General features: G+C 66.7%; 12 protein-coding genes. 2 read left to right on the top strand and 10 right to left on the bottom strand.

What is annotated here, in order from left to right; genetic code table 11:
- The first annotated feature begins 243 nt into the window (after positions 1-243).
- Entirely contained in the window at positions 244-1,080 is an 837-nt protein-coding gene (locus AC1AYR_RS00130) for an SLAC1 family transporter (RefSeq protein WP_476511157.1), read from the top strand.
- A gap of 247 nt (positions 1,081-1,327) precedes the next feature.
- Here AC1AYR_RS00130 and AC1AYR_RS00125 read toward each other — a convergent pair whose 3' ends face one another.
- The 9 genes from AC1AYR_RS00125 to AC1AYR_RS00085 all read right to left on the bottom strand — a co-directional run bounded on the left by AC1AYR_RS00125 (position 1,328) and on the right by AC1AYR_RS00085 (position 17,256).
- On the bottom strand, positions 1,328-2,668 hold the full coding sequence (locus AC1AYR_RS00125; protein ID WP_476511158.1) for a glycoside hydrolase family 5 protein: 1,341 nt from the start codon (positions 2,666-2,668) through the stop codon (positions 1,328-1,330).
- A 156-nt stretch (positions 2,669-2,824) separates the two neighbouring features.
- Positions 2,825-5,209, bottom strand: a complete 2,385-nt coding sequence (locus AC1AYR_RS00120) for a glycoside hydrolase family 3 N-terminal domain-containing protein (RefSeq protein WP_476555097.1) — start codon at positions 5,207-5,209, stop codon at positions 2,825-2,827.
- Positions 5,210-5,240: 31 nt separating this feature from the next.
- Positions 5,241-6,587, bottom strand: a complete 1,347-nt coding sequence (locus AC1AYR_RS00115) for a glycoside hydrolase family 30 protein (protein ID WP_476511160.1) — start codon at positions 6,585-6,587, stop codon at positions 5,241-5,243.
- A 325-nt stretch (positions 6,588-6,912) separates the two neighbouring features.
- Positions 6,913-9,048, bottom strand: a complete 2,136-nt coding sequence (locus AC1AYR_RS00110; RefSeq protein WP_476511161.1) for a beta-galactosidase — start codon at positions 9,046-9,048, stop codon at positions 6,913-6,915.
- Between the two features lie 157 nt (positions 9,049-9,205).
- Positions 9,206-10,534: an MFS transporter gene (locus AC1AYR_RS00105; protein WP_476511162.1), complete on the bottom strand. Its 1,329-nt coding sequence runs from the start codon at positions 10,532-10,534 to the stop codon at positions 9,206-9,208.
- 327 nt (positions 10,535-10,861) lie between these two features.
- On the bottom strand, positions 10,862-11,494 hold the full coding sequence (locus tag AC1AYR_RS00100; RefSeq protein ID WP_476511163.1) for a TetR/AcrR family transcriptional regulator: 633 nt from the start codon (positions 11,492-11,494) through the stop codon (positions 10,862-10,864).
- A 223-nt stretch (positions 11,495-11,717) separates the two neighbouring features.
- Entirely contained in the window at positions 11,718-13,010 is a 1,293-nt protein-coding gene (locus AC1AYR_RS00095; protein WP_476511164.1) for an MFS transporter, read from the bottom strand.
- Positions 13,011-13,124: 114 nt separating this feature from the next.
- A complete protein-coding gene (locus tag AC1AYR_RS00090) occupies positions 13,125-15,833 on the bottom strand; it encodes a family 78 glycoside hydrolase catalytic domain (protein WP_476511165.1) in 2,709 nt (902 codons plus the stop codon).
- 115 nt (positions 15,834-15,948) lie between these two features.
- Positions 15,949-17,256, bottom strand: a complete 1,308-nt coding sequence (locus AC1AYR_RS00085) for an MFS transporter (RefSeq protein WP_476511166.1) — start codon at positions 17,254-17,256, stop codon at positions 15,949-15,951.
- A gap of 363 nt (positions 17,257-17,619) precedes the next feature.
- On the opposite strand from AC1AYR_RS00085, the gene AC1AYR_RS00080 reads away from it, so the two are divergent.
- Complete coding sequence (locus tag AC1AYR_RS00080; protein ID WP_476511167.1) at positions 17,620-18,714, top strand: LacI family DNA-binding transcriptional regulator; 1,095 nt, start codon at positions 17,620-17,622, stop codon at positions 18,712-18,714.
- A gap of 132 nt (positions 18,715-18,846) precedes the next feature.
- On the opposite strand, the gene AC1AYR_RS00075 is transcribed toward AC1AYR_RS00080, so the two are convergent.
- Positions 18,847-20,124, bottom strand: coding sequence for a glutamate-cysteine ligase family protein (locus AC1AYR_RS00075; RefSeq protein WP_476511168.1), 1,278 nt, complete (start codon positions 20,122-20,124; stop codon positions 18,847-18,849).
- Positions 20,125-20,142: the final 18 nt, after the last annotated feature.

The following is a 20,142-nucleotide window of genomic DNA, read 5'->3' as shown; positions in this document are numbered from 1 at the left end:
TCCCCCACACCCGACATACGAAACGCACACACCGACCCCGCCACGTCCCACGCCGCCGCCGACTCGAGCACAGCCGCCGGCTCGTCGCGGCAAACACCGGCACGGGCGGCAATCCGCGCCCGGATCGCGTCGACCCCCATCCCACAGGCCGGCCTCGCGCTGGCGGCGCTCTCATACGGCAATCTCGCACCGTCGATGTTACCCGAACCGTGCAAATCCCCGGTCCATGCGCTGTGCGCGGCCGTGGGAATCGCCGCCCTGACGCCGGTGCTCGCCCGCCACCTGATGGCGGCGCACGACCCCGGCGTACGACGGGCGCTTGCCAGGGATTGGCGCAATCCGTCGGTCGCGCCATTGGCGACGACGATGCCCATGGCGCTGATCGTGCTGGGCGCGTATGCGACACGGTTCGGCCCGTCCGGCCTGCGTTGCGCGCAGACCGCCTGGTGGAGCGGCGTCATGGCCATAACGGCGATCATGGCGTATCTGGCATGGCGGTTCGTTATTCGGGGATTCCACCTCGACGCGGTCTGCCCGGCATGGCTGGTGGGGTTCGTCGGCATTCTGGTGGCGGCGGTCACCTCGGACACGGTGGGGCTGGCATGGGCGGGCCGCATCATCTTCCGCATCGGATTCGTCATCGACATCGCGATGCTGACACTGATCGCCAACCGGATCGCGTTCCACGGACTGCCCCGCGCCATCCGCCCGACGATGGCCATATTCACGGCCCCCGTCAGCCTGCTCGTCGCCTCATACGCCGCCACCTACGACCGCCACGACCCGGGGTTCATGTTCGCACTGGCCGTCTGCGCGCAACTGCTGTTCGCACTCGTCGCAATCCTGCTGCCGTGGATGCTCGCCACGCCGCCCTCCCCCGCCTGGGCCGCGTTCACGTTCCCGCTGGTCATCACCGCCACCGCACTGCACAAGGCGATCGACGTCCTCGCAGCGGAATGCGGCCGGCATGTGCCGGCATGGGCGGGCGCCCTGGCCGCCGGCGAGACCGCACTCGCCGGCGTCATGATCGTCGTCGCCATGGCGGCATTCATCCGCCGGCCATGGGAGTCGGCATCCTAACAACCGGAGAAACCGTACGGACGGCACGCATCCCGCATACGTTGTCTCCGGTCTCACACTGCCTGACCGGAGACAACGTACTCAAGACAGCAGCCAGACGCATGAAAACACCGGCCGCACAACGGAGGACCGGAAGGACCGTACACGAAAGACGGCGTCCGTGCACGGTTCTTCCGGTCAGTTCTTCCGATCGCCCCTCCGGTCGAATCCTCCCGTCACGCTTCCGGACGGCTTCCGTCACATGCCGTCACGGCGGCATCCATCCCGCATGCCAGACATGCCGCAGGTCCCACGGGTCGAGGCGCGTGTCGTCCATCACGGCGGCGCCCCCGTCACCCGTACCGGGCGCGGGAGGCGCGAGACGGTCGAGCTCGCCGCGACCGCCGCGCAGTCGATAGCTCCAGTAGACCTGACCGGCGGAGACGTTCCACGCGTCGAGCTGCATGGCGGCGACGCGGCGGTAGACGGCGCGGCGGCGGGCGGCGGGCGACGGGACGCCGTCCCCGCCGTCGCCTGCGCGCGTACCGCCGTCGCCGGATGCGCCGTCTCCGACATCCGTACCGCCGTCACCGAACGCACCATATCCGTCGAACGCGCCACCAGACGTATCAACGGACGCGACCTCATCTTGCGCCCCGCACTCCCCCATGCGCACCGCGAGCCCGTTCGCCACGCACCACTCCCCCACCATGACCGGCGTGAAGCGCGCGGCACGGCGGATGCGGCGCGCGCCCCACGCCGCGAACAGCCGGTACCAGCGCATGAGCCATGCGTCCGGCAGCCTGAGGAACAGCGCCTCGGGGCGTTCCGACATGACGAGATACGCGTGCGTGTCGATGACGACACCACGCATGCCCTCGCGCACGAACCAGCCACGCCAGCGGTTCAGGCGGAATCCGTCGTGGAACACGATGACCGGCCCGTCGCCCAGCACCGGGCGCAGCCGTCGGTATGCCGCCCGGTAGAACCGTTTGAGGAAGTGCATCGGAACGTGGCCGCTCCCCTGTGCCTCACGCGGATCCTTCGCCCGGGAGCTCGACGGCGACGTAAGATAAGTGAGACGGTCGACCGGCTCGTTGAGCACTTCGATGCCGTACAACGCAGGGCGGTCGCGGTAACGTCGCGCGAGACGCTCGAGCACGTCCAGCGCGAACGCGACCTGCCGCGGCGTCGTATGCCAGCGGACCACGCCGGTCAGACCGCCGTTGTCGAATCCGTTCTGCGACCCGGGCACGGTGTGCAGGTCGATGAGCACCTTGAGCCCGGCCCTCTCCGCCCAGTCGAACGCACGGTCGAGGTATTCGACGCAGCCGGGATGCCCGGGCACGTCACCGAAGATGAAAAACGGCACGGGGATGCGCACAAGGTTCAGCCCGTGCGCGGCGATGGCATGGAAGTCGTCCTCGGCGATGTACGTGTCGCGGTGACGGCGCAGCAGGCGCTCCAGTTCGGCCGGTTCGACGGACCGGTGCAGCCAGATCTCGTCCTCCTCGCCGCTCGCACGGAACAGGCCGGGCGTCATCCACCGTTCCAATACCAGCCATCCGCCGAGGTTCACGCCGTCGATCCGCCCATCGTCTCCCGGCATGGCCCTCTCACCAGTATTCCGCATCATCGCTCCGTTCCGCACAAACGACACCGCCCGCTCCAGCATACGACCGGAGCGGGCGGAATCATATGAGGCCCACACGAAACCGATTCACACGGGACCGGCTCACGCGGGATCATCTCACGCAGGGCAGATTCACGCGACGGTGAAGGTGGTGCGCTTGAGGTCGTCGCGGCGCGACGAGTGCCCGATGAGCAGCTCGAACTCGCCGGGTTCGACGATGCGGTTCGCATCGGCGTCGACGATGGTGCAGTCGCAGACCGGAATGTCGAACGCGACGGTCGCGGTCTCGCCCGGTTCGAGCGTGACGCGGCGGAACGCCTTGAGTTCGCGGTCGGTCCAGCTGTACGAGGTGACGATGTCGCCCACGTACGCCTGCACGACCTCGGTGCCCGCGCGGTCGCCAGTGTTGGTGAGGGCGATCTCGGCGTGTACGGTGTCGGTCTGCGTGAACGTGCCGTCCGCGTTCGAGGCCCCGCCGACGATCGTCGGCTCGCCGTACGCGAACGTCGTGTAGCCCTCACCCTCGCCGAACGCGAACGCCGGGTCCTGCGTGAGGTCGGCGTAGCGGTTGCCGTGCTGGCCGCGGATCTGGTTGTAGTAGACCGGCAGCTGGCCCGCGTGGCGCGGGAAGGTGATCGGGAGCCTGCCGGACGGGTTCACCTCGCCGAGGATGATCTCGGCGATGGCCCTGCCACCCTCCATGCCCGGGTTCGGCGCCCACAGGATGGATCCGGTGCCGGACTTCGGATCGTTGCAGCAGCCGGCGAGCACGCCGGAATCACCCACGATGGAACGCGGCAGCACCTGCGGCTTGGAGCTCACCAGCACGGTGACCATCGGCTTGCCGGTCTCGCGGGAGACGTCGGCGAGCGCGTCGAGCAGCGCGTTCTGGCCGCCGAGCAGTTCGAGCGTGGCGGTGGAGCAGGTCTCGCCGACCAGCTGCACCACGTCGCCCACGACGGCGACGATGAGGTCGGCCTCGCGCGCGGCGGCGACGGCCTCGTCGAGCAGGGCCCGGTCGACGGGCGCGCTCACGCCGATCTTCGGGCGCGGCTGTCCGTCCGGGTAGAACTCGCCCTCCGGGTCGGGCACGAGGTCGATGACGTTGGCGCCACGGGCGTAGGTGACCTCGCATGCGTCGCCGGCGAGCGCACGGAAGCCGTCGAGCACGGTGGTGATCATGCCGCGCGGATGGCCGTCGGGCATCCAGCCGACCTGGCCGGAGTTGCCGGCCCAGTCGCCGAGCTGGTTCTGGGCGTCGTCGGAGAGCGGGCCGACCACGGCGATGCGCTTGCGCGCGGGCGCGTCACCGGAGCCGGGGACCGCCTCGGCCGGCGCCGCGTCGAATGGCAGTCCGCCGTCGTTGCGCAGCAGGGCGACGGCCTCGCGGGCGAGCTCGAGGTTCACGCGGCGGTGCTCCTCGGAGCCGATGACGGCCTTGATACGCTTCTCGTCCGGCAGACGCGGGTCCTCGAACAGGCCGAGACGGAACTTGAGCGCGAGGATGCGCGCGACGGCCTCGTCGATGAGCGACTCGTCGAGCAGACCGGTGCGCACGGCCTCGATGGCGCCGTCGTAGAACCCCGGCGTGGTCATGACCAGATCGTTGCCGGCCTTGACCGCGTCGGCGGCGGCGTGCACGTAGTCGGGCTTGACCTTCTGCTCCCATACGGAACGGCCCACGTTGTCCCAGTCGGTGATGAGGGTGCCGTTGTACTTCCATGCGCCGCGCAGCTTGTCGGTGAGCAGCCACTTGTTGAACGTGACCGGCACGCCTTCGATGGACTCGTAGCCGAGCATGAACGTGCCGCAGCCCTCCTTGGCGATGCGTTCGAACGGCGGCAGGAACCAGGATTCGAGCTTGCGGTGGCTCAGGTCCGCTTCGGAGGCGTCGCGGCCGCCCTGGGTCTCGGAGTATCCGGCGAAGTGCTTGGCGCAGGCGAGAATCGCATCCTTCGGCAGTGTCTCGCCGGCCTTGGCGCCGCCCTGATAACCCTTGACCATGGCGGAGGCCATCTCGCCGATCAGCATGGGGTCCTCGCCGAAGGTCTCGTCCACGCGACCCCAGCGGGTGTCGCGCGCGATGCACAGCACCGGGGAGAACGTCCAGTGCACGCCGGTCGAGGAGACCTCCTCGGCGGTGGCGCGGCCGGCCGCCTCGACGGCCTTCGGGTCCCAGCTGACGGCCATGCCGAGCTGGGAGGGGAAGATCGTGGCGCCGGGCCAGAAGGAGTAGCCGTGGATGCAGTCGTCGCCGATGACCAGCGGGATGCGCAGGCGGGTCTTGGTATTGACGGTCTCGACGGCGCGGGGCAGGTCCTCGGGGCTGGTGTGCAGGATGGAGCCGACGTGCCTGTTCACGATGAGATCGTCGAGGTCGCCGCCGCGGGCGTCGAGCTGCATCATCTGGCCGACCTTCTCCTCGAGGGTCATGCGGCCGAGCAGGTCGGCGATGCGCTCGGAGGCGGGCAGGTCGGGGTTCTCGTAGGGCAGGGTCTGCGGGTTGGTGGTGGTCATGGTCGTGTTCGCCTTTCTGGGTTCCGTGCGGTCAGTCGATGACGAAGGTGTTGAAGGAGCGCGGGGCGAGCGTGACCTTGAAGCCGCGCGAGGCGTCGGCCGGGTCGGCGAACTCGAACGGGCTTTCGTCCTCCAGCGCGTTCTGGGCCACGACCACGATGGTGCCGTCCGGGTTGCGGAAGGCGATGGCCATGGAGTTGAAGTGGCCGGTGGTGCCGAGCACCTTCGCGCCGGGGCGCACGTACTTGGAGAAGTGCCGCATCACGTAGTATTCGGGGTTGCGGCGCACCTCGTGCGTGTCGGCGGTGATGGTGAACAGGGAGTTCTGCCACCAGCCCCACGTGGAATCCTGGTCGTCGAGGATCATGTTCCAGTAGGTGTACGCGGTGGCGCCGTTCCTCAGGTAGTGGTTGATGAGGTGGAACACGTATTCGGCGTACTCCCACGTGTTCTGGCCGTCGCCGCATTCGGATTCGGACTGGATGAGCTCGATCTCCGGCCAGGATTCATGCGTGCGGGCGATGCAGTTCTGGCCGGCCCACTGGTAGGCGATGCCCTTGATGTAGTGGCGGGCACCATCGTCGAAGAGGATGTTGTCGACGAAGCGGTTGTAGTTGTTGAGCTTCATGCCGTAGCCGCCGCCGGTCCAGGCCATGTCTTCGGGGCCGTTGAGCGTGCCCAGCCAGATGTCGGTGTCGAGGCCGGCCTCGTCGAACGCGGGTCCGAGGTAGTCGCGGATGAATTCCTTGAGCGCTTCGGCGTCCCACAGGGCGCTGGGGAACTTCTGGTCGGCGAACACCTCGTTCTGCACGTGCAGCTGGTTGACGGCGATGCCGTGCTCGGCGTACGCCTGCACGTATTTGACGAGGTACTTCGCGTACGCCGTGAGGTTCTCGGGAGTGCGCACGAGACGGCCGTAGTTGTAGGCCTTCGGGCGCTTCATCCAGGTCGGCGGGGACCACGGGCTGGAGAAGAGGCTCATGTCCGGCTGCCATTCCTGGGCGCGGTGGATGTACGGGATGAGGGTCTGCTCGTCACGTTCGACGGAGAAGTGCTCCATCGCGTAGTCGCCCTCGACCTCGTCGTAGCTGTACCAGTGGTCGGCGAAGTCGTTGGCGCCGACGGGCGCGCGGTTGAACGTGAAGTTCATCTCGTCCGGGCTGAACAGCTCCTTGATGATCTGGTCGCGCTCGGCCTCGGTGACGGTCTGCAGCGGCAGCCATCCGAGCTCGTTGAAGCAGCCGCCGAAGCCGCGCAGCGCCTGGTGCTCGGTGCCGTCGAGCGCGAGGTCCGCGGCCGCGGTGGCGCCGGTGGCGGCGATCTGCGCCGAACGGTCGGCGAGCCTGTCGTCGGGGGTGGTGGCGATCCATGTGGTCATGATGGATTTCCTTTCCTGTTCGGGTGCGCGGTGCCCGTGCCCGCGCGTCTCTTCGTTGAGTTATGTCCTCGCGGCCACCAGTCGACTTCGTTATCTAGCAACCGTTAGATATAGTGTAACGCTTCTCGCGTAGGAGTATGCACGGCGTGTCTTCGTCCTCTATCGCGAAATGCATAGTTTTATCTAGTTTTCGATAGTTACCGGCGGCAACGGTCGACGACCCCACCCCTCAATAGACATGCAATCCGACGCGAATACGGAAAAACGGTCTCCCGCACGATGCGGAAGACCGTTCCAAGCGTCACGTCACGCAGCACGCACGCAGTCAGCCCGCGATGACGGCGAGGTTCCAGCGCGGGATGGTCAGCGCATCCCCCTCGGCGACCGTCGCGCCCTCGCACAGGGCGAGCGCGGCGGAGGCCTCCTCGTCGACGGTGCCGTCGGTGGCGATGACCTGCGGCGCGACGACCACGTCGCCGGCGACGGGGCTCGGCACCGTGATCTCATCGGCCGAATAGTTGAGCAGGTATGTGACGGTCTCGCCATGCGCGTTCACACCCTGACGCACCGCGACCCTGCCGGCGAGCGGCAGGCCGGGCACCTCGACGCCGGCGTGGCGGACGGCCTCGCGCATCACGGCGCGCATCGTGTCCGCGTCGAGCAGCGTGGCGATCCATTCGGCGCTGCCTTCACCGAACGCGTGGCGGGTGACGGCCGCATAGTCCCTCCACGCGTAGTGGCCGTAGCGGGCGAGGACCTCGGTGCCGGCGGCGGCGTCCGCACGCACGAGCTCGATGAGCGCCTCCGCCTGGGAGGACGGCGTGCCGGCGAGCGCGGCGCCGTCGGCGAAGTCGACCGTTACACGACCCTTGGGGCGGGTGAACTGGCTGTAGGTCATGCCGAACACGTCGGTCAGGCCGTGCGGCGCCTTGTCGTGCCAGACGGTGACCTCGTCGTCGGTGACGAACGAGCGCATCGTGGAGACCAGGTGGCCGCCGGCGGCCACCCAGGCGCGCAGGCGTTCGATGGTCGCGGCGGGCGTGCAGTAGAGCGCCGGCGTGACGATCATCGCGTAACGGGCGAGACGCTCGACGGGCGCGTCGACGGGCAGGAAGTCGCATTCGACGTTGAGCTGGAAGAGCGCGTCGTAGACGCGGCGCACGATGTCGTTGTAGTTCACGCCCACGTCATCCGGGAATCCGGTCTCCACACGAAACCAGTCGAGCGCGGAGAGCGACTCGTTGGACACCATGATGGCGACCTTGTTGCCTTTCCGCAGGTGCGCGAGACGGCCGCCGATCTCAGGGCGGGCCACCTCGCGGCCGAACACGCCGGCCTCCTCGTAGGTGGGGTTGGGCTCCATGTCGTGGCTTAAGAGGCCCTTCCAGTAGGTTTCGAACGAGTTGTGGATGGAATGCCAGTGCCAGTATTCGACCATGTCGGCACCGGAGGCGAGATGCGAGTAGGCCTGCAGGCGCAGCTGTCCGGGGAACGGCACCCAGCCGTGCTGGCCCTGCGCCTCGGTTTCGAGCACAAGGTAGTTGGCGCCGTCCTTGGTGGAGCGGGTCATGTCGCCGCCGAACGCGATCTCGGTGCCGGTGAGCTCGTCCTCGGTGGGGTGGTAGATGTCCACGCCGGTGATGTCGACGCCCTTCGAGGCCTTGAAGTGGTCGACGGCCGGCTGCACGCCGTACGAGTAGCCGCGCCATTCGAAGTCGAAGTTCTGGGTGACGAACTGGTCGTCATGGGCGTATTCGCGCACGATATCCGCCTGCCAGGCGAGGTATTCGGCGACCTGCGCGCGGCGGAAACGGTCGAACTCGCCGCGCAGCGACTGGTTGATGGTGTTGGTCACGTCCGGGAAGTCCTCCCAGGCGTCCACGCGGTTGGACCAGTAGTCGAGGCCGAAGCGCGCGTTGAGCGCGTCGAGGTCGTCGTCGAACTTCGCGCGCAGGTGTTTCACGAACAGCGCCTGCATGTCCGGACTCACGGAATCGTAGTATTTCGTCTCGTTGTCCACCTGATAGCCGATGACCGCCGGATGGTCGGCCACGTGTTCGATAAGACGGCGGATCACGCGCTCGCCGTAGAAGCGGTAGGCGGGGTTGACGATGTCCATGATCTGGCGGGGTCCGTATTTGCCGGGGCCAGCGGGGGTGTCGGCGAGCACGTCCGGGTGCATGCGCACCAGCCATGCGGGAACGGCGTAGGTGGGAGTGCCGACGATGACGTCGATGCCGTGGCGGGCGGCGGCGTCGAGCGCGCGGTCGACGTGCGTGAAGTCGAACACGCCGGGCTGCGGCTCGCAGGTGCTCCATGTGGATTCGGCGATGCGGATGAGGTTGATGCCGGCGGCCCGCATCATGCGCATATCGGTGTCGATGCGGTCCTCGCCCTTCGGCATGTATTCGTCGTAGTAGGCCGCTCCGAAGAGGATGTGGTCCACGCTGTTCCTGCCCATGTGTCTGGCTCCTTTGCTGGTGACGTCGGTTGCGGGGTCGGGAGGCGCGGGGCGAAACGGGACGCCGCCGCGATACGGGATGCCCGCACGCCCGGCGGGACCGCTTCGGATGCGGTCCGCCGGACGCGCGGGACGGGACGGAAGGTTTCTGGGGTGGTTACTTGACGCCCTTGATCATCATGATGAACACGCAGCCGAGCAGCGCGAACACGATGGAGATCGGGAAGGCGGCGGCGTAGCCGAGGGTGATGGTGATGACGGACATGAGCACCGGGCCGAGCATCTGGCCGAGCGTGGTGGCGAGGTTGAGGACGCCGAGGTCCTTGCCGGCCTCCTCCTTGTTGGGCAGGACGTCCACATTGAGCGCCTGGTCGACGGAGGAGTAGATGCCGTAGCCGAGGCCGGCGATGCCCGCGTAGAGGAACATGCCCATGGTGGTCGGCATGATCCACGGCATGGCCATGCCGATGGCGAACAGCACGGAGGCGGCGACGACGGGCAGCTTGCGGCGGCCGATGACGTCGGAGATCGGACCGGCGACCACGGAGCCGGACAGGGAGACGATCATGGTGATGACGGACATGGTGGCCATGGCGGCGCCCGCCGCCACATCGTCGAGACCGATGTACTTCTGGAAGATGAGCAGCTGGTAGACGGTGATCATCTGGTAGCTCAGCAGCATGCACAGGCGGCCGGCGAAGGCCTTGTAGAAGTCGTGGGCGGTGGAGAACTTCGGCGGGATGAAGCTCCTGAGCACGTCGGTGGCCTTGCCTTCGTCCTTGGGCAGGAAGTCGGCGGAGGATTCCTTCGGCACGATGATCACGGCGACGATGCCGCCGAGGAACATGAGTACGCCGGCGAGGACGAAGCCGGGGAACGCGTTGAGGATGAACGCGGAGCCGATGAGGGTGCCGATCGGGGCGCCGCAGGTCTGGCCGGCGCCGAAGAACGCGGACATGGTGCCGCGCACATTCATCGGGATGCGGTCGGAGATCATGGCCACCAGCGGGGCAATCATGGCGTTGAGGCCGAACATGCACAGGCAGTAGATGACGGTGATGGCCACCGGGTTGGTCACCATGCCGGTGAGGAACAGCGTGGCGCCGCCGAGGATGGCGCCGAGCACGACGAACGGGGTGCGGCGGCCCCACTTGGAGCGGGAGCGGTCGGACAGGGTGCCGAACAGCAGGTTGGAGACCAGGGAGGCCACGGCGGTGCAGGCGTTGATCACACCGGTCAGGCCTTCCACGTCCGGGCCGAAGATGGACTGCAGATGCTTGGTGAGCAGCACCGAGGAGACGATGGCCAGGCCGCTCATCCACAGCAGGCCGAAGACCAGGAATCCGGCACCGAAGCGGAACAGCGTGACCTTGTCCATCGGCCTGCCGGTCTCCGGCGACAGGGCCGGGTCCTTGTCGGCCGCGGCGATGTTCGCGTTGTACGCCGCCAGACGCTCGTCGGCGGGGATTGCGGTTGAAGCACTCATCCTTGAACCTCTGTTTCTTACTTCCGTTGTCTGCGTTGACTTTTCTATCTAACGTTCATTAGATATAACGCGAGCATACCAAGGGGCATAAGCCTTTGTCAAGCAGTTATCTAATACCCATTAGACAGTGAAATCGGCAATATTCCCACGAAGCAAACGTTGTCAAAACCGATGTTCGGCGTGTCATGCCACAACGTTATCTATTGACTCGTCGATAAAAAAACCAGCCAAAATCCGACGGAGTGCACACGACCGCAGGAAACGGGAACGGCGCCCACTCCCACGCATCAGTCAGCCCACACCATCCAGGCCTGCGCGCGATGCCGCCTACCGGTAGTTGTCCCACACCGGCGAGGGAAAGATCATCGCCTCGAACGCCAGCCATTCGTCATACAGGTCGACCGGGGGGTTGCGCATCCAGCGCAGCTGCACGCCATCCATCGCCTCGATGCAGCGGCGCACCACCGTCCGCATCGAATCCTCCCACGCCCCCAGCTCGGGCGGAATGGCCCATGGATACTTCGAATAGTGGTCCCATACCGATTCGGGCCGGTTCTCGAAGTACTCATGCATCGGATGGTCGGGCCCGAACGCCTCGGACTCCAGAATCATGTACAGGCGCACAAGCTCCCGCCGCTGCGCGTTGTAGCGCACCAGGTAGCGCAGGTAGGCGGGGAACAACAGGCGGTCGGGGTCGCTGCCGGGCAGGCCGGAGCACATGAAGTCGTCCGGGGTGCCGTACACGTCGTAGTTGTCGGTGATGAGCATCGACAACAGCCCCTCCTTGTTGCCGATGTAGTGCAGCAGGCCGGGCTGGCTCATGCCCACCGCGTCGGCCACATCCTTGAGCGACGTGCCGTAGTAGCCCCGCTCCCCCACCAGACGGACCGCCGCCGCCATGATCTCCGCGCGCCTCTCCTCGGGACTCTTGCGCACCCTCTTCTGCTTCACCGTAGCCATGCACGCCAGTATATCGAATATCCGTTCGATACCGGCACGTCGTCCACCCCGGTTACCCGGTCCGGTCCGCAACCGGAACTTTCGTACCCGACAGGCCACCGACATGTACGAAACTCCCGGCCAGCGACCAAGTAACCGGAGTTTCCGTACCCGGCAAACCAGCACCGCATACGAAAACCCCGGCCAGCCGACCGCCGACCGGGATTTTCGTAATCCTAGACAGTCACTTCACCTTGCGGATGAGCATGATGACCACGGCGCCGACGAGCACGCAGGCGATGGCGATCGGGAAGATCAGCCTGTAGCTGTTCGTCGCCACGACGATGCCGCCGACCAGCACCGGGGCGAGCACCTGGCCGACCGTGTTGGCGAGGTTGAGGATGCCGAGGTCCTTGCCGGCCTCCTCCTGGCTGGGCAGCACGTCCACGTTGAGTGCCTGGTCCACGGCGATGTAGATGCCGTATCCGGTGCCGGCGACGCCCGCGTAGAGCATCATGCCCAGCGTGGTGGGCATGGCAATCGGGATGGCGATGCCGGCGGCGATGATCACCGAGCCGATGGCGACGATGATCTTACGGCGCTGCAGACGGTCGGAGATCGGGCCGGAGACCACGGAGGTGACGATGAGCACGACCATCGAGATCACCGACATCGTGGAGATCGCCACGCCGGAGTCGTCCACGGACAGACCGACGTACTTTTGCAGGATGTACAGCTGGTAGGTGGCGACCATCGACCAGCCGACCATGAGCAGCAGCCGGCCGACGAGCGCGAGGTAGAAGTCGCGGCAGTTGCGCGTCGGAGGGATGAACGAGCGGGCGATGTCGCCTGCGGTGCGGCGTTCGACGGCCACGCCCGCATCCTTGGACGAGCGTTCGCGCGGCCAGATGAGCACCGCGACGATGCCGGTAATGGCGAACAGCACGGCACCGGTGAGGAAGCCCACGCCCATGTGCTTGATGAACTGCGCCCCCAGGAACGTGCCGGCGGACTGGCCGACGATCTGCGCGCCGCCATAGAAGGCGGAGAACATGCCTCGCGTGCTTTCGGGAATGCGGTCGGAAAGCACGGCGACGGCGGGCGCGATCATCATGTTCACGCCGATCTGCACGACGCACCATCCGCCGACGATGCCGGCGAGCGAGACGCTGTTGGCGGCGAACAGGTAGCCGGCCGCGGTGACGAAGCCGCCGAGCACGACCCATGGGGTGCGTTTGCCGAAGCGGGAGCGCGTCATGTCGCTCAGCGCGCCGAAGATGATGTTGGCGGCGAGCGCGAACACGCAGCCGACCGAGTTCATCGTGCCGAGGATGACCTCGGGCACGCCGATGCCGAGTTCGGTGAACCGCTGCGGCAGGAGCACCTGTGAGCCGGAGGTGCCGGCAGTCATCCAGATCAGCGAGAACAGCGCGAAGCCGATGCCGAAGCGCCATTTCTCGGCCGTCGTAAGCGGGCGCCCGCTGTCCGGGGCGATGTCCGACGGTACGTTGGCGGCGGTCTCTTCCTTGAGTGCCATGATGTGTATTCCCTTTCGTATGCATGGTGCGTGGGGTCGAACGCCCGTCCGGTATGCCACACGGACGGGCGTTCGGCTCCTATGCGCCGGGCGTTGATGTGATGATGATGCGGTTCAGCGGGCGAGGCGCAGGTGGTGTACGCCGGAGGCGAGTTCCTCGGTCTCGTGTCCGGGCACGTCCACGACGGCGGTGGCGCCGACCGGCACGGTGACGGTCAGGTCGAGCGCGTCCGCCTCCCCGTCGGCCAGGGCCCACGAGACCGCTGCGGTACCGTACGGCGTGACGTGGGAGGTGGAGGCGTGGGTAAGGCCGCCGCCGACGACGGGCGCGACGCGGAACCGCTTCCAGCCGGGTTTGATGGCTTCGAGGCCGCCGATGTGCGCGTGCATCCATTCGGCCACGGAACCGAGCGCGTAGTGGTTGAACGAGGTCATGCCGCCGGGGTTGAGCGAGCGGTCGGGGCGCATCGAATCCCAGCGCTCCCATGTGGTGGTGGCGCCCATCGTGACCTGGTAGAGCCAGCTGGGGCATTCGGTGGAGGTGAGCAGCGCGTACGCCTCCTCGTTGTGGCCGGTCATGGTCAGGGCGGGCAATACGAACGGGGTGCCGGCGAAGCCGGTGCTCACCTTGCCGCCGGATTCGCGCACGAGGCAGGCGAGGCGGTTGCCGGCCTTGACCTTGCGCACCGGTTCGCCGTCGAGCAGGCCGAAGGCGATGGCGAGCGCGTAGGCGCACTGCGTGTCGGATGTCATCGTGCCATCGAGGCGGGTGAAGCGGGCGAGGAAGCCGGCGGTCACCTTGTCGCGCAGGGCGGCGAAGCGGCGCGCATCCTCGTCGTGGCCGAGGATTTCGGCGATACGCGTGGCCTGCGCGCAGGAGCGGGCGTAGAAGGCGGTGGCGACAAGCTCCTTTTCGGTCATGGCCTGGGTGGGGTCGTCCGGCGGGGCGGTGGGGTCGAGCCAGTCGCCGAGCTGGCCGAGCGGGTAGTCGGGTCTGCGGTCCCAGACGCCGTCGGCGGAGAGGTATCCGGCGACCTCGTCGATCCAGTCGCGGCTCAGCTCCCAGGAATCAGCGAGCACCTGCGGGTCGCCGGATTCCATGTAGAGGGTCCACGGCACCTCGACGGCGCAGTCGCCCCAAGTGGAGATGGCCTGCGGGTGGGCCCAGACGCCGAGCGGAACGAACGGCACATAGAACGGCACGGTGCCCCACTTGACCTGGTCGGCGCGCACGTCCTTCAGCCAGCCGGACAGGAACCCGTGCACGTCGTACAGGTAGGCGGCGGTGGGTGCGAACAGGCAGATGTCGCCGGTCCAGCCCATGCGTTCGTCGCGCTGCGGGCAGTCGGTGGGGATGGACACGAAGTTGGAGCGCATCGACCACACGGCGTTGGCGTGCAGTCGGTCGAGCAGCGGGTCGGAGGTCTCAAGGCCGCCGGCGCGCGTCATGACGGAATGGTAGACGCGGCAGTCCATGTCGTCGGCGGTGAGCTCGCCGGCGAATCCTTCGATCTGCGCGTAGCGGAAGCCGTGCATCGCGAAGCGCGGCTCCCACCAGGCGTCAGCACCGTCGGAGGTGTACACGTCGCACTGCTGGCCGCGGCGCAGGGTGCGCGTGGCGATGGTCCCGTCGGGTTCGAGTACCTCGACATGGCGCAGCGTGACGCTTTGGCCGGCTTCGAGGCCGCGCATGTTTAGGCGGATGCGCTGCGTGCAGTTCTGACCGAAGTCGACGAGCCACACGCCGCGTCCGTCGTCGGTCGAGCCGATGCGCTCGATGGAGGCGGGCTCATGGCGTTCGTGGGCGCGCACGGGCGAGCAGGACGGGTTCTCGATACGGGCGGGGTCGTAGAAGACCTCGGCGACGGGCTTCCAGTCGGAGTCGTCGAAGCCGGGCTTGGACCAGCCGGGCATCTCGAGGCGGGCGTCATAGCGTTCGCCCTCGCACAGGTCAGAGCATACGATCGGGCCGAGCGCGGTCTTCCAGCGTCGGTCCCAGGAATTGGAGTAGACGGCGTCGACGGTGCCGTCGGCGTATTCGACCTCGAGCTGGGCGAACACGCCGATGCGGTCGCCGTAGTAGTTCGCATAGCCGCCGTCGAAGCCAAGGCGGCCGCGGTACCAGCCGTCGCCGAGCCAGAAGCCCATCGCGTTCGCGCCGGCGTGCAGGGCGTTGGTCACGTCGTAGGTCCACATCTCGACGCGTTCGTCGTAGTTGGTCCAGCCGGGCGTGAGCGCGTCGTGGCCGACCTTGCCGCCGTTGATCTCGGCTTCGACCAGGCCGAGCGCGGTCAGGTAGAGACGGGCGCGCACGGGGTCCGCCTTGAGTTCGACCTCGGTGCGCACGAGCGGCAGGTGGCGATGGTCGCTTTCCGCTTCGGGCCAGGAGGGGCCGACGAAGTCGGCGACGTGGTCGTGTTCGTCGAACAGGCCGGCCTCGAAGCGGAGGGTGGCGCTGGGGGCGCCGAGTGGCTGGTGCGAGGCGGAGACGATCTGCACGGTGGCGGACGCCTCCTCGCGCGAGACGAGCGGCTCGAACTGCCAGGGCACGAGCACGTTGCCGTCGACAGGCAGGTAGGTGTGCTGTTCGCGCGGGGCGGAGCCGGGCGTGCGGCGGGTGAGCGTGAGCAGGATCTGCGCGTCGGAGGGGACCTCGCGCGCGTAGGTCCAGTTGAGGCGTGGCCTGGCGTTGGGGATGCCGAGGACGTCGCCGGGGTAATGCTCGACGGTGAAGGCGGCGATGTCGAGGCCGTCGGCGGGGGCGGCGGGCACGATCCGGGGCTCGGACGCGTCGCGTGTGGTGTCGTTGGTGGTGCCGGTCATGGCTGGGACTCCTTTGTCGGTGGGGTTCGGACGTGTGTTTCGGGGAGACGCGCGGCGACGCGCGATGTGCGACCGGCTCCCCTCCACTTGACGGAGGGGAGCCGGGAACGGTGGCTCAGGCGGCCTGCGCGGCCTTGGCGAGCTGGCGTTCCTCGTCGGTGCCGTACTTCTTTTGGGCGCGGATCATGAGCGTGCCGGCGATGCCTTCGATGACGACGATGGCGGCGAAGCCCCACATCGTCATCTGGATGGTCCCGGGCAGCACGAGCGCCGGGGTGACGAGCGCGAACAGGCCGCAGCACAGGCGGGAGAAGCCGTTGATGAAGCCCTGCACGGAGGCGCGGATCTCGATCGGGAAGGATTCCTGCGTCCACACCTTGTACAGCGCCTCGCCGGCGAGCGGGGAGCCACAGTTCATGAACGCGGTGGCGCCGACGATGACCCACAGGTTCGCGCCGCCCATGGCCATGGCGACCATGGCGATGAGGCTGATGACGATGCCGGCGAAGAACGCCTTGTTGCGGTACTTGCCGCCGGCGATGGAGGCGAAGACGATGTTGAGCACGAGGGTGACGAAGTTGAGGATGATGCCCAGACCCGTGGCGAGCGATTGGGTGGCGCCGGCCTTGGAGAACATGTAGGTCTGGAACTGGCCCCAGGTGTTGGCCAGCAGGTTCCAGCCGACGTAGAAGACCACGATGGCGAGGAAGTAGGTGAGCAGGATCTTCCGGTCGGCGCCGAACAGCACCTTGGTCACGGACACCTTGCCCGAGTCGGCCATGCCGGCGGGGCGGGCGGCGTCGCGGGCGTCGGCCTCCTCGTGGAAGCGGCGGAAGGTCGGGGAGGCGACGCGCCACAGCCATGCGACGACGGCGAACACGGCGAGGATGGCGAAGACCACGCGGCCGCCGGCGGCGCCGCTCATCGTGGAGACGAGGAACGCGCAGATGAAGGAGATGAACACGCCGACCTGCCAGAACACCTGCGTGGTGGAGACGAGGCGTGCGGCGGTGGCGTCGTCGGGCGCGTCGTGGGAGACGACGGTCATCGAGACCGGAAGGTCGGCGCCGGAGGCGAGGCCGGCGACGATCAGGCCGGCGAGCAGCATGGTGAAGTCGCCGGCGAAGATGCAGATCGCGGCGCCGATGGCGTAGAACAGGTTGATCCAGTTGAAGAACAGGACGCGGCCGATGCGGTCGGCGATGCGGCCGCCGAACAGGGATCCGAAGGCGATGGCGAAGGTCAGGATGCCGGAGAGCAGGCCGACCTGCGTGGCGTCGAGGCCGAGGCCGTCCTGCCAGACGACGATGGTGGCCGACAGGCCGACGATGATGCCGGAGCCGAGCATCGAGCCGATGCCGGCGGCGAAGGCGAGCGGCATGTACTTGCCGAGGCCATTGCCCTGCTTCGTTGAAGCGTTCATGTGTTCTTCCTTACTGCTGAATCCATTCCCTTCGTCTTCGTACGGAACGGAGACGATTTCCATTTCAGTTGTTTCAAGTATTTCAATACGATTTCAATCTTTCAGATGGTTCAACAAATCGTCATCAATACTTGAACTTTCGCGATTTCCCCGCAGACCCGCCGCATCGCCGGCCGACAATCCTCGGTGATTTCGTTAAGACGAATATACCATTTCAAATTGAATATTTCAATCCAGATTGAAAAATACCGGCGTGTTTCATTGAATGTTTCACGCTTGAATGCCGTACAGTGAAGGCATGAACAGGCGGGGTTCCAATGATGTGAGCACTCACAATCCCCGCGGAACCGCAAAGGAGGCATCATGCCAGCACGCAGGAAGGTCGGCGTGTCGGACGTCGCGAAACGGGCGGGCGTCTCCATCGGCACCGTCTCCAACTACCTCAACTACCCCGAACGCGTCTCGGACACCCTGAAGACCAAGATCGGCGCCGCCATCGCCGAACTCGGCTACGTGCCCCGCCGTTCCGCGCCCGCGCCGGAACCGTCCGCCAAGGGCACGCCGGTCATCGGCTATGTGATGACCGACATCGAGCATTCGCTGTTCACTTCGGTCTTCGAAGGCGTGCAGGAGGTGTGCGAGGAGAACGGCATGCAGGTGATCGCCCTGAACGCCTCGTCCGATCTCGAACGCCAGCACGCGTTGGTCGGAATCCTCATCGACATGAAGGTGGCCGGCATCCTGCTGAGCACCGTGCAGGATTCCGCGCAGGACGTGGCGGCCGCACGCGCGGCGGGCATCCCCGTCATCGTCATCGACCATTCGCACCCGCACGGCTGCGAACCGGCGTGCGCGATCCTCGAGAACAACCTGTCCGTAGGACGCGTCGCCGCCGAGGAGCTCATCCGCACCGGCTGCAGGCGCATCGCCTTCGCCGCACACTCGTTCGACTACGAACAGGTGCAGGACCGCCAGCTCGGCGTGCAGAAGGCGGTGATGACCGCCGGTGGCGACGCGACGTTCATGCTCATCGACTCGGGCGGACTCATGCTCGAGGACGGCTACCAGCTGGGACTCACGCTGTCCGACCGGGCCGAGCGGGCGCGCTCCGCGGACGGGGACACCCCCTTCCCCGGCAGCGACGCCGTGCCCGACGGCATCGTCGCGGGCGCGGACGCCATCGCCGTCGGAATCATCATCGGACTTGAGGAGCGCGGCGTGCTGCGGGTGCCGGACGACGTCGCCGTCATCGGATCGGAAGGGGCGCATCTGCCGGCCGTCAGCCCGATGCCGTTGACCGTGATGCAGGCGCCGGGCGTGGACATGGGGCGCAAGGCGATGATGCAGATGCTCGACTACATGGAGAATCCCGTCACTCACGTGCACGGCACCATGCTGCTCGAACCGACGCTGGTCCGTCGCGCCTCCACCCGCAGGACGCCCGCCGACACGGACTGACGGCCCGGGTACGTCCGGTCGGACCAGACCGGACCCGACCGGTCACCCTGGCAGGCCGCGGCCGGTACGACAAGGGCCGGAACGCCCGCTAGGACGCTCCGGCCCGAATCACGGCCGATGCATGGAACCCGGTCAGCGCTGGAACACCTCAGGGTGCTTCGGGTCGCCGGGAATGTCCTCGAGCAGACCCTCGAGGCCGAGGAACTCACGCCAGAAGTCGAGCGGCTGGCCGTACGGGTTGGATTCGCGGCCATGCGCCTGAATGTTGGCCTTGGCCTCGAACACGTCCTCCTCGGTGAGCCCGTCGAAGTAGCTTTCCAAACGGATGCGGTTGGCGGGCACGTAGTACAGGGAGGCGATGATCTCCGTAAGACGCTCCGCGCGCTCGATCGGCAGCGAATCCCAATGACGGAACTCGATGAAGTTCTTGAGACGCACGTCGTTGAAATGCGTGGAGATGATGTGGTTGATCTCGTACGCGTTGAGCTCGCGGTCCGGATACACGTCGCCCGCGTTCTCACGGAAGGCGGCGCGATGCAGCTCCTTGCGGCTCAGACCGGATTCGACGGCCTCGGGCGTGTGCGTGAGGTCGGCGAACATGAGCGGCGTGGACAGCACGTCCACCGCGTAGTCCTCCCACGTGAAGCGGCGGTCGTACAGACCGGGGATCACGTTGGTGCGCTGGAAGTCGAGGTAGTCCCACATGCGCTGGCGCAGCAGCGGGTACGGGTTGACGCGCCCCTCGAAGTACGGGGTGTTGCGGAAGAACCAGGCGAGGATCGGACCGATGGCGGTGCCGACGCGCATCTTGTCGATGGCGTCCTGCTCATCGACGAAGTCGATGCTCACCTGCGTGGAGGCGGAGCAGCGCATCATGCACGGGCCGAACTGGCCGACGCGGCCCAGATAGTCGGTCATCGCGTCATAGCGGTCCTTCGGGTTGACCGGCACATCCGCATAGCTCGACTTCGGCTGGTAGCCGTAGTTGACGAGACGGAAGCCGAGTTCCGCGAGAATCGGATCGGCCTCGCGGCGGAACTGACCGTACAGCTGGTTGAGGTCGGCCGGCTCGTGCAGGATACCGATCGAGGTCTCGACCTGCCCGCCCGGCTCGAGCGAGACGGAGACGCCCTCGCGGGAAAGTCCCACCAGATGATCGTTCTCCCAATACTCCTTGCTGCTGTCGTAGTACGGGGCGAGTCGCTTGAGCAACGTCTCGATGCCGTTCGGCTCGTAGTAGCTCACGGCGGTGTCGTCGGAGTCATGCACCGGCAGGTGCTCGATCTCGACGCCGAAGCCGCCGGTGCCCCGCTTGGAGCATCCGTCCTCGAAGAACTTCAGGAGGCTCGCCACATGCTTCGGGTTCGGCTTGGCGAGCAGATGCGCATAGCTGATTCTGGGAGTAACCATAAGCGGTATGGTAGGCGA

It is taken from the genome of Bifidobacterium sp. LH_417 (assembly GCF_056357035.1).
Note: the sequence above shows the minus strand (reverse complement) of the source record. Positions and strands in the feature narration are given on the sequence as shown.

Bases quoted from the DNA above. Each gene is read 5' to 3' on its own strand.
- AC1AYR_RS00095 (WP_476511164.1), bottom strand. From the start codon at position 13,010: ATGGCACTCAAGGAAGAGACCGCCGCCAACGTACCGTCGGACATCGCC.
- AC1AYR_RS00110 (WP_476511161.1), bottom strand. From the start codon at position 9,048: ATGGGCAGGAACAGCGTGGACCACATCCTCTTCGGAGCGGCCTACTAC.
- AC1AYR_RS00075 (WP_476511168.1), bottom strand. From the start codon at position 20,124: ATGGTTACTCCCAGAATCAGCTATGCGCATCTGCTCGCCAAGCCGAAC.
- AC1AYR_RS00105 (WP_476511162.1), bottom strand. From the start codon at position 10,534: ATGAGTGCTTCAACCGCAATCCCCGCCGACGAGCGTCTGGCGGCGTAC.
- AC1AYR_RS00120 (WP_476555097.1), bottom strand. From the start codon at position 5,209: ATGACCACCACCAACCCGCAGACCCTGCCCTACGAGAACCCCGACCTG.
- AC1AYR_RS00115 (WP_476511160.1), bottom strand. From the start codon at position 6,587: ATGACCACATGGATCGCCACCACCCCCGACGACAGGCTCGCCGACCGT.
- AC1AYR_RS00085 (WP_476511166.1), bottom strand. From the start codon at position 17,256: ATGAACGCTTCAACGAAGCAGGGCAATGGCCTCGGCAAGTACATGCCG.
- AC1AYR_RS00090 (WP_476511165.1), bottom strand. From the start codon at position 15,833: ATGACCGGCACCACCAACGACACCACACGCGACGCGTCCGAGCCCCGG.
- AC1AYR_RS00080 (WP_476511167.1), top strand. From the start codon at position 17,620: ATGCCAGCACGCAGGAAGGTCGGCGTGTCGGACGTCGCGAAACGGGCG.
- AC1AYR_RS00100 (WP_476511163.1), bottom strand. From the start codon at position 11,494: ATGGCTACGGTGAAGCAGAAGAGGGTGCGCAAGAGTCCCGAGGAGAGG.
- AC1AYR_RS00125 (WP_476511158.1), bottom strand. From the start codon at position 2,668: ATGCCGGGAGACGATGGGCGGATCGACGGCGTGAACCTCGGCGGATGG.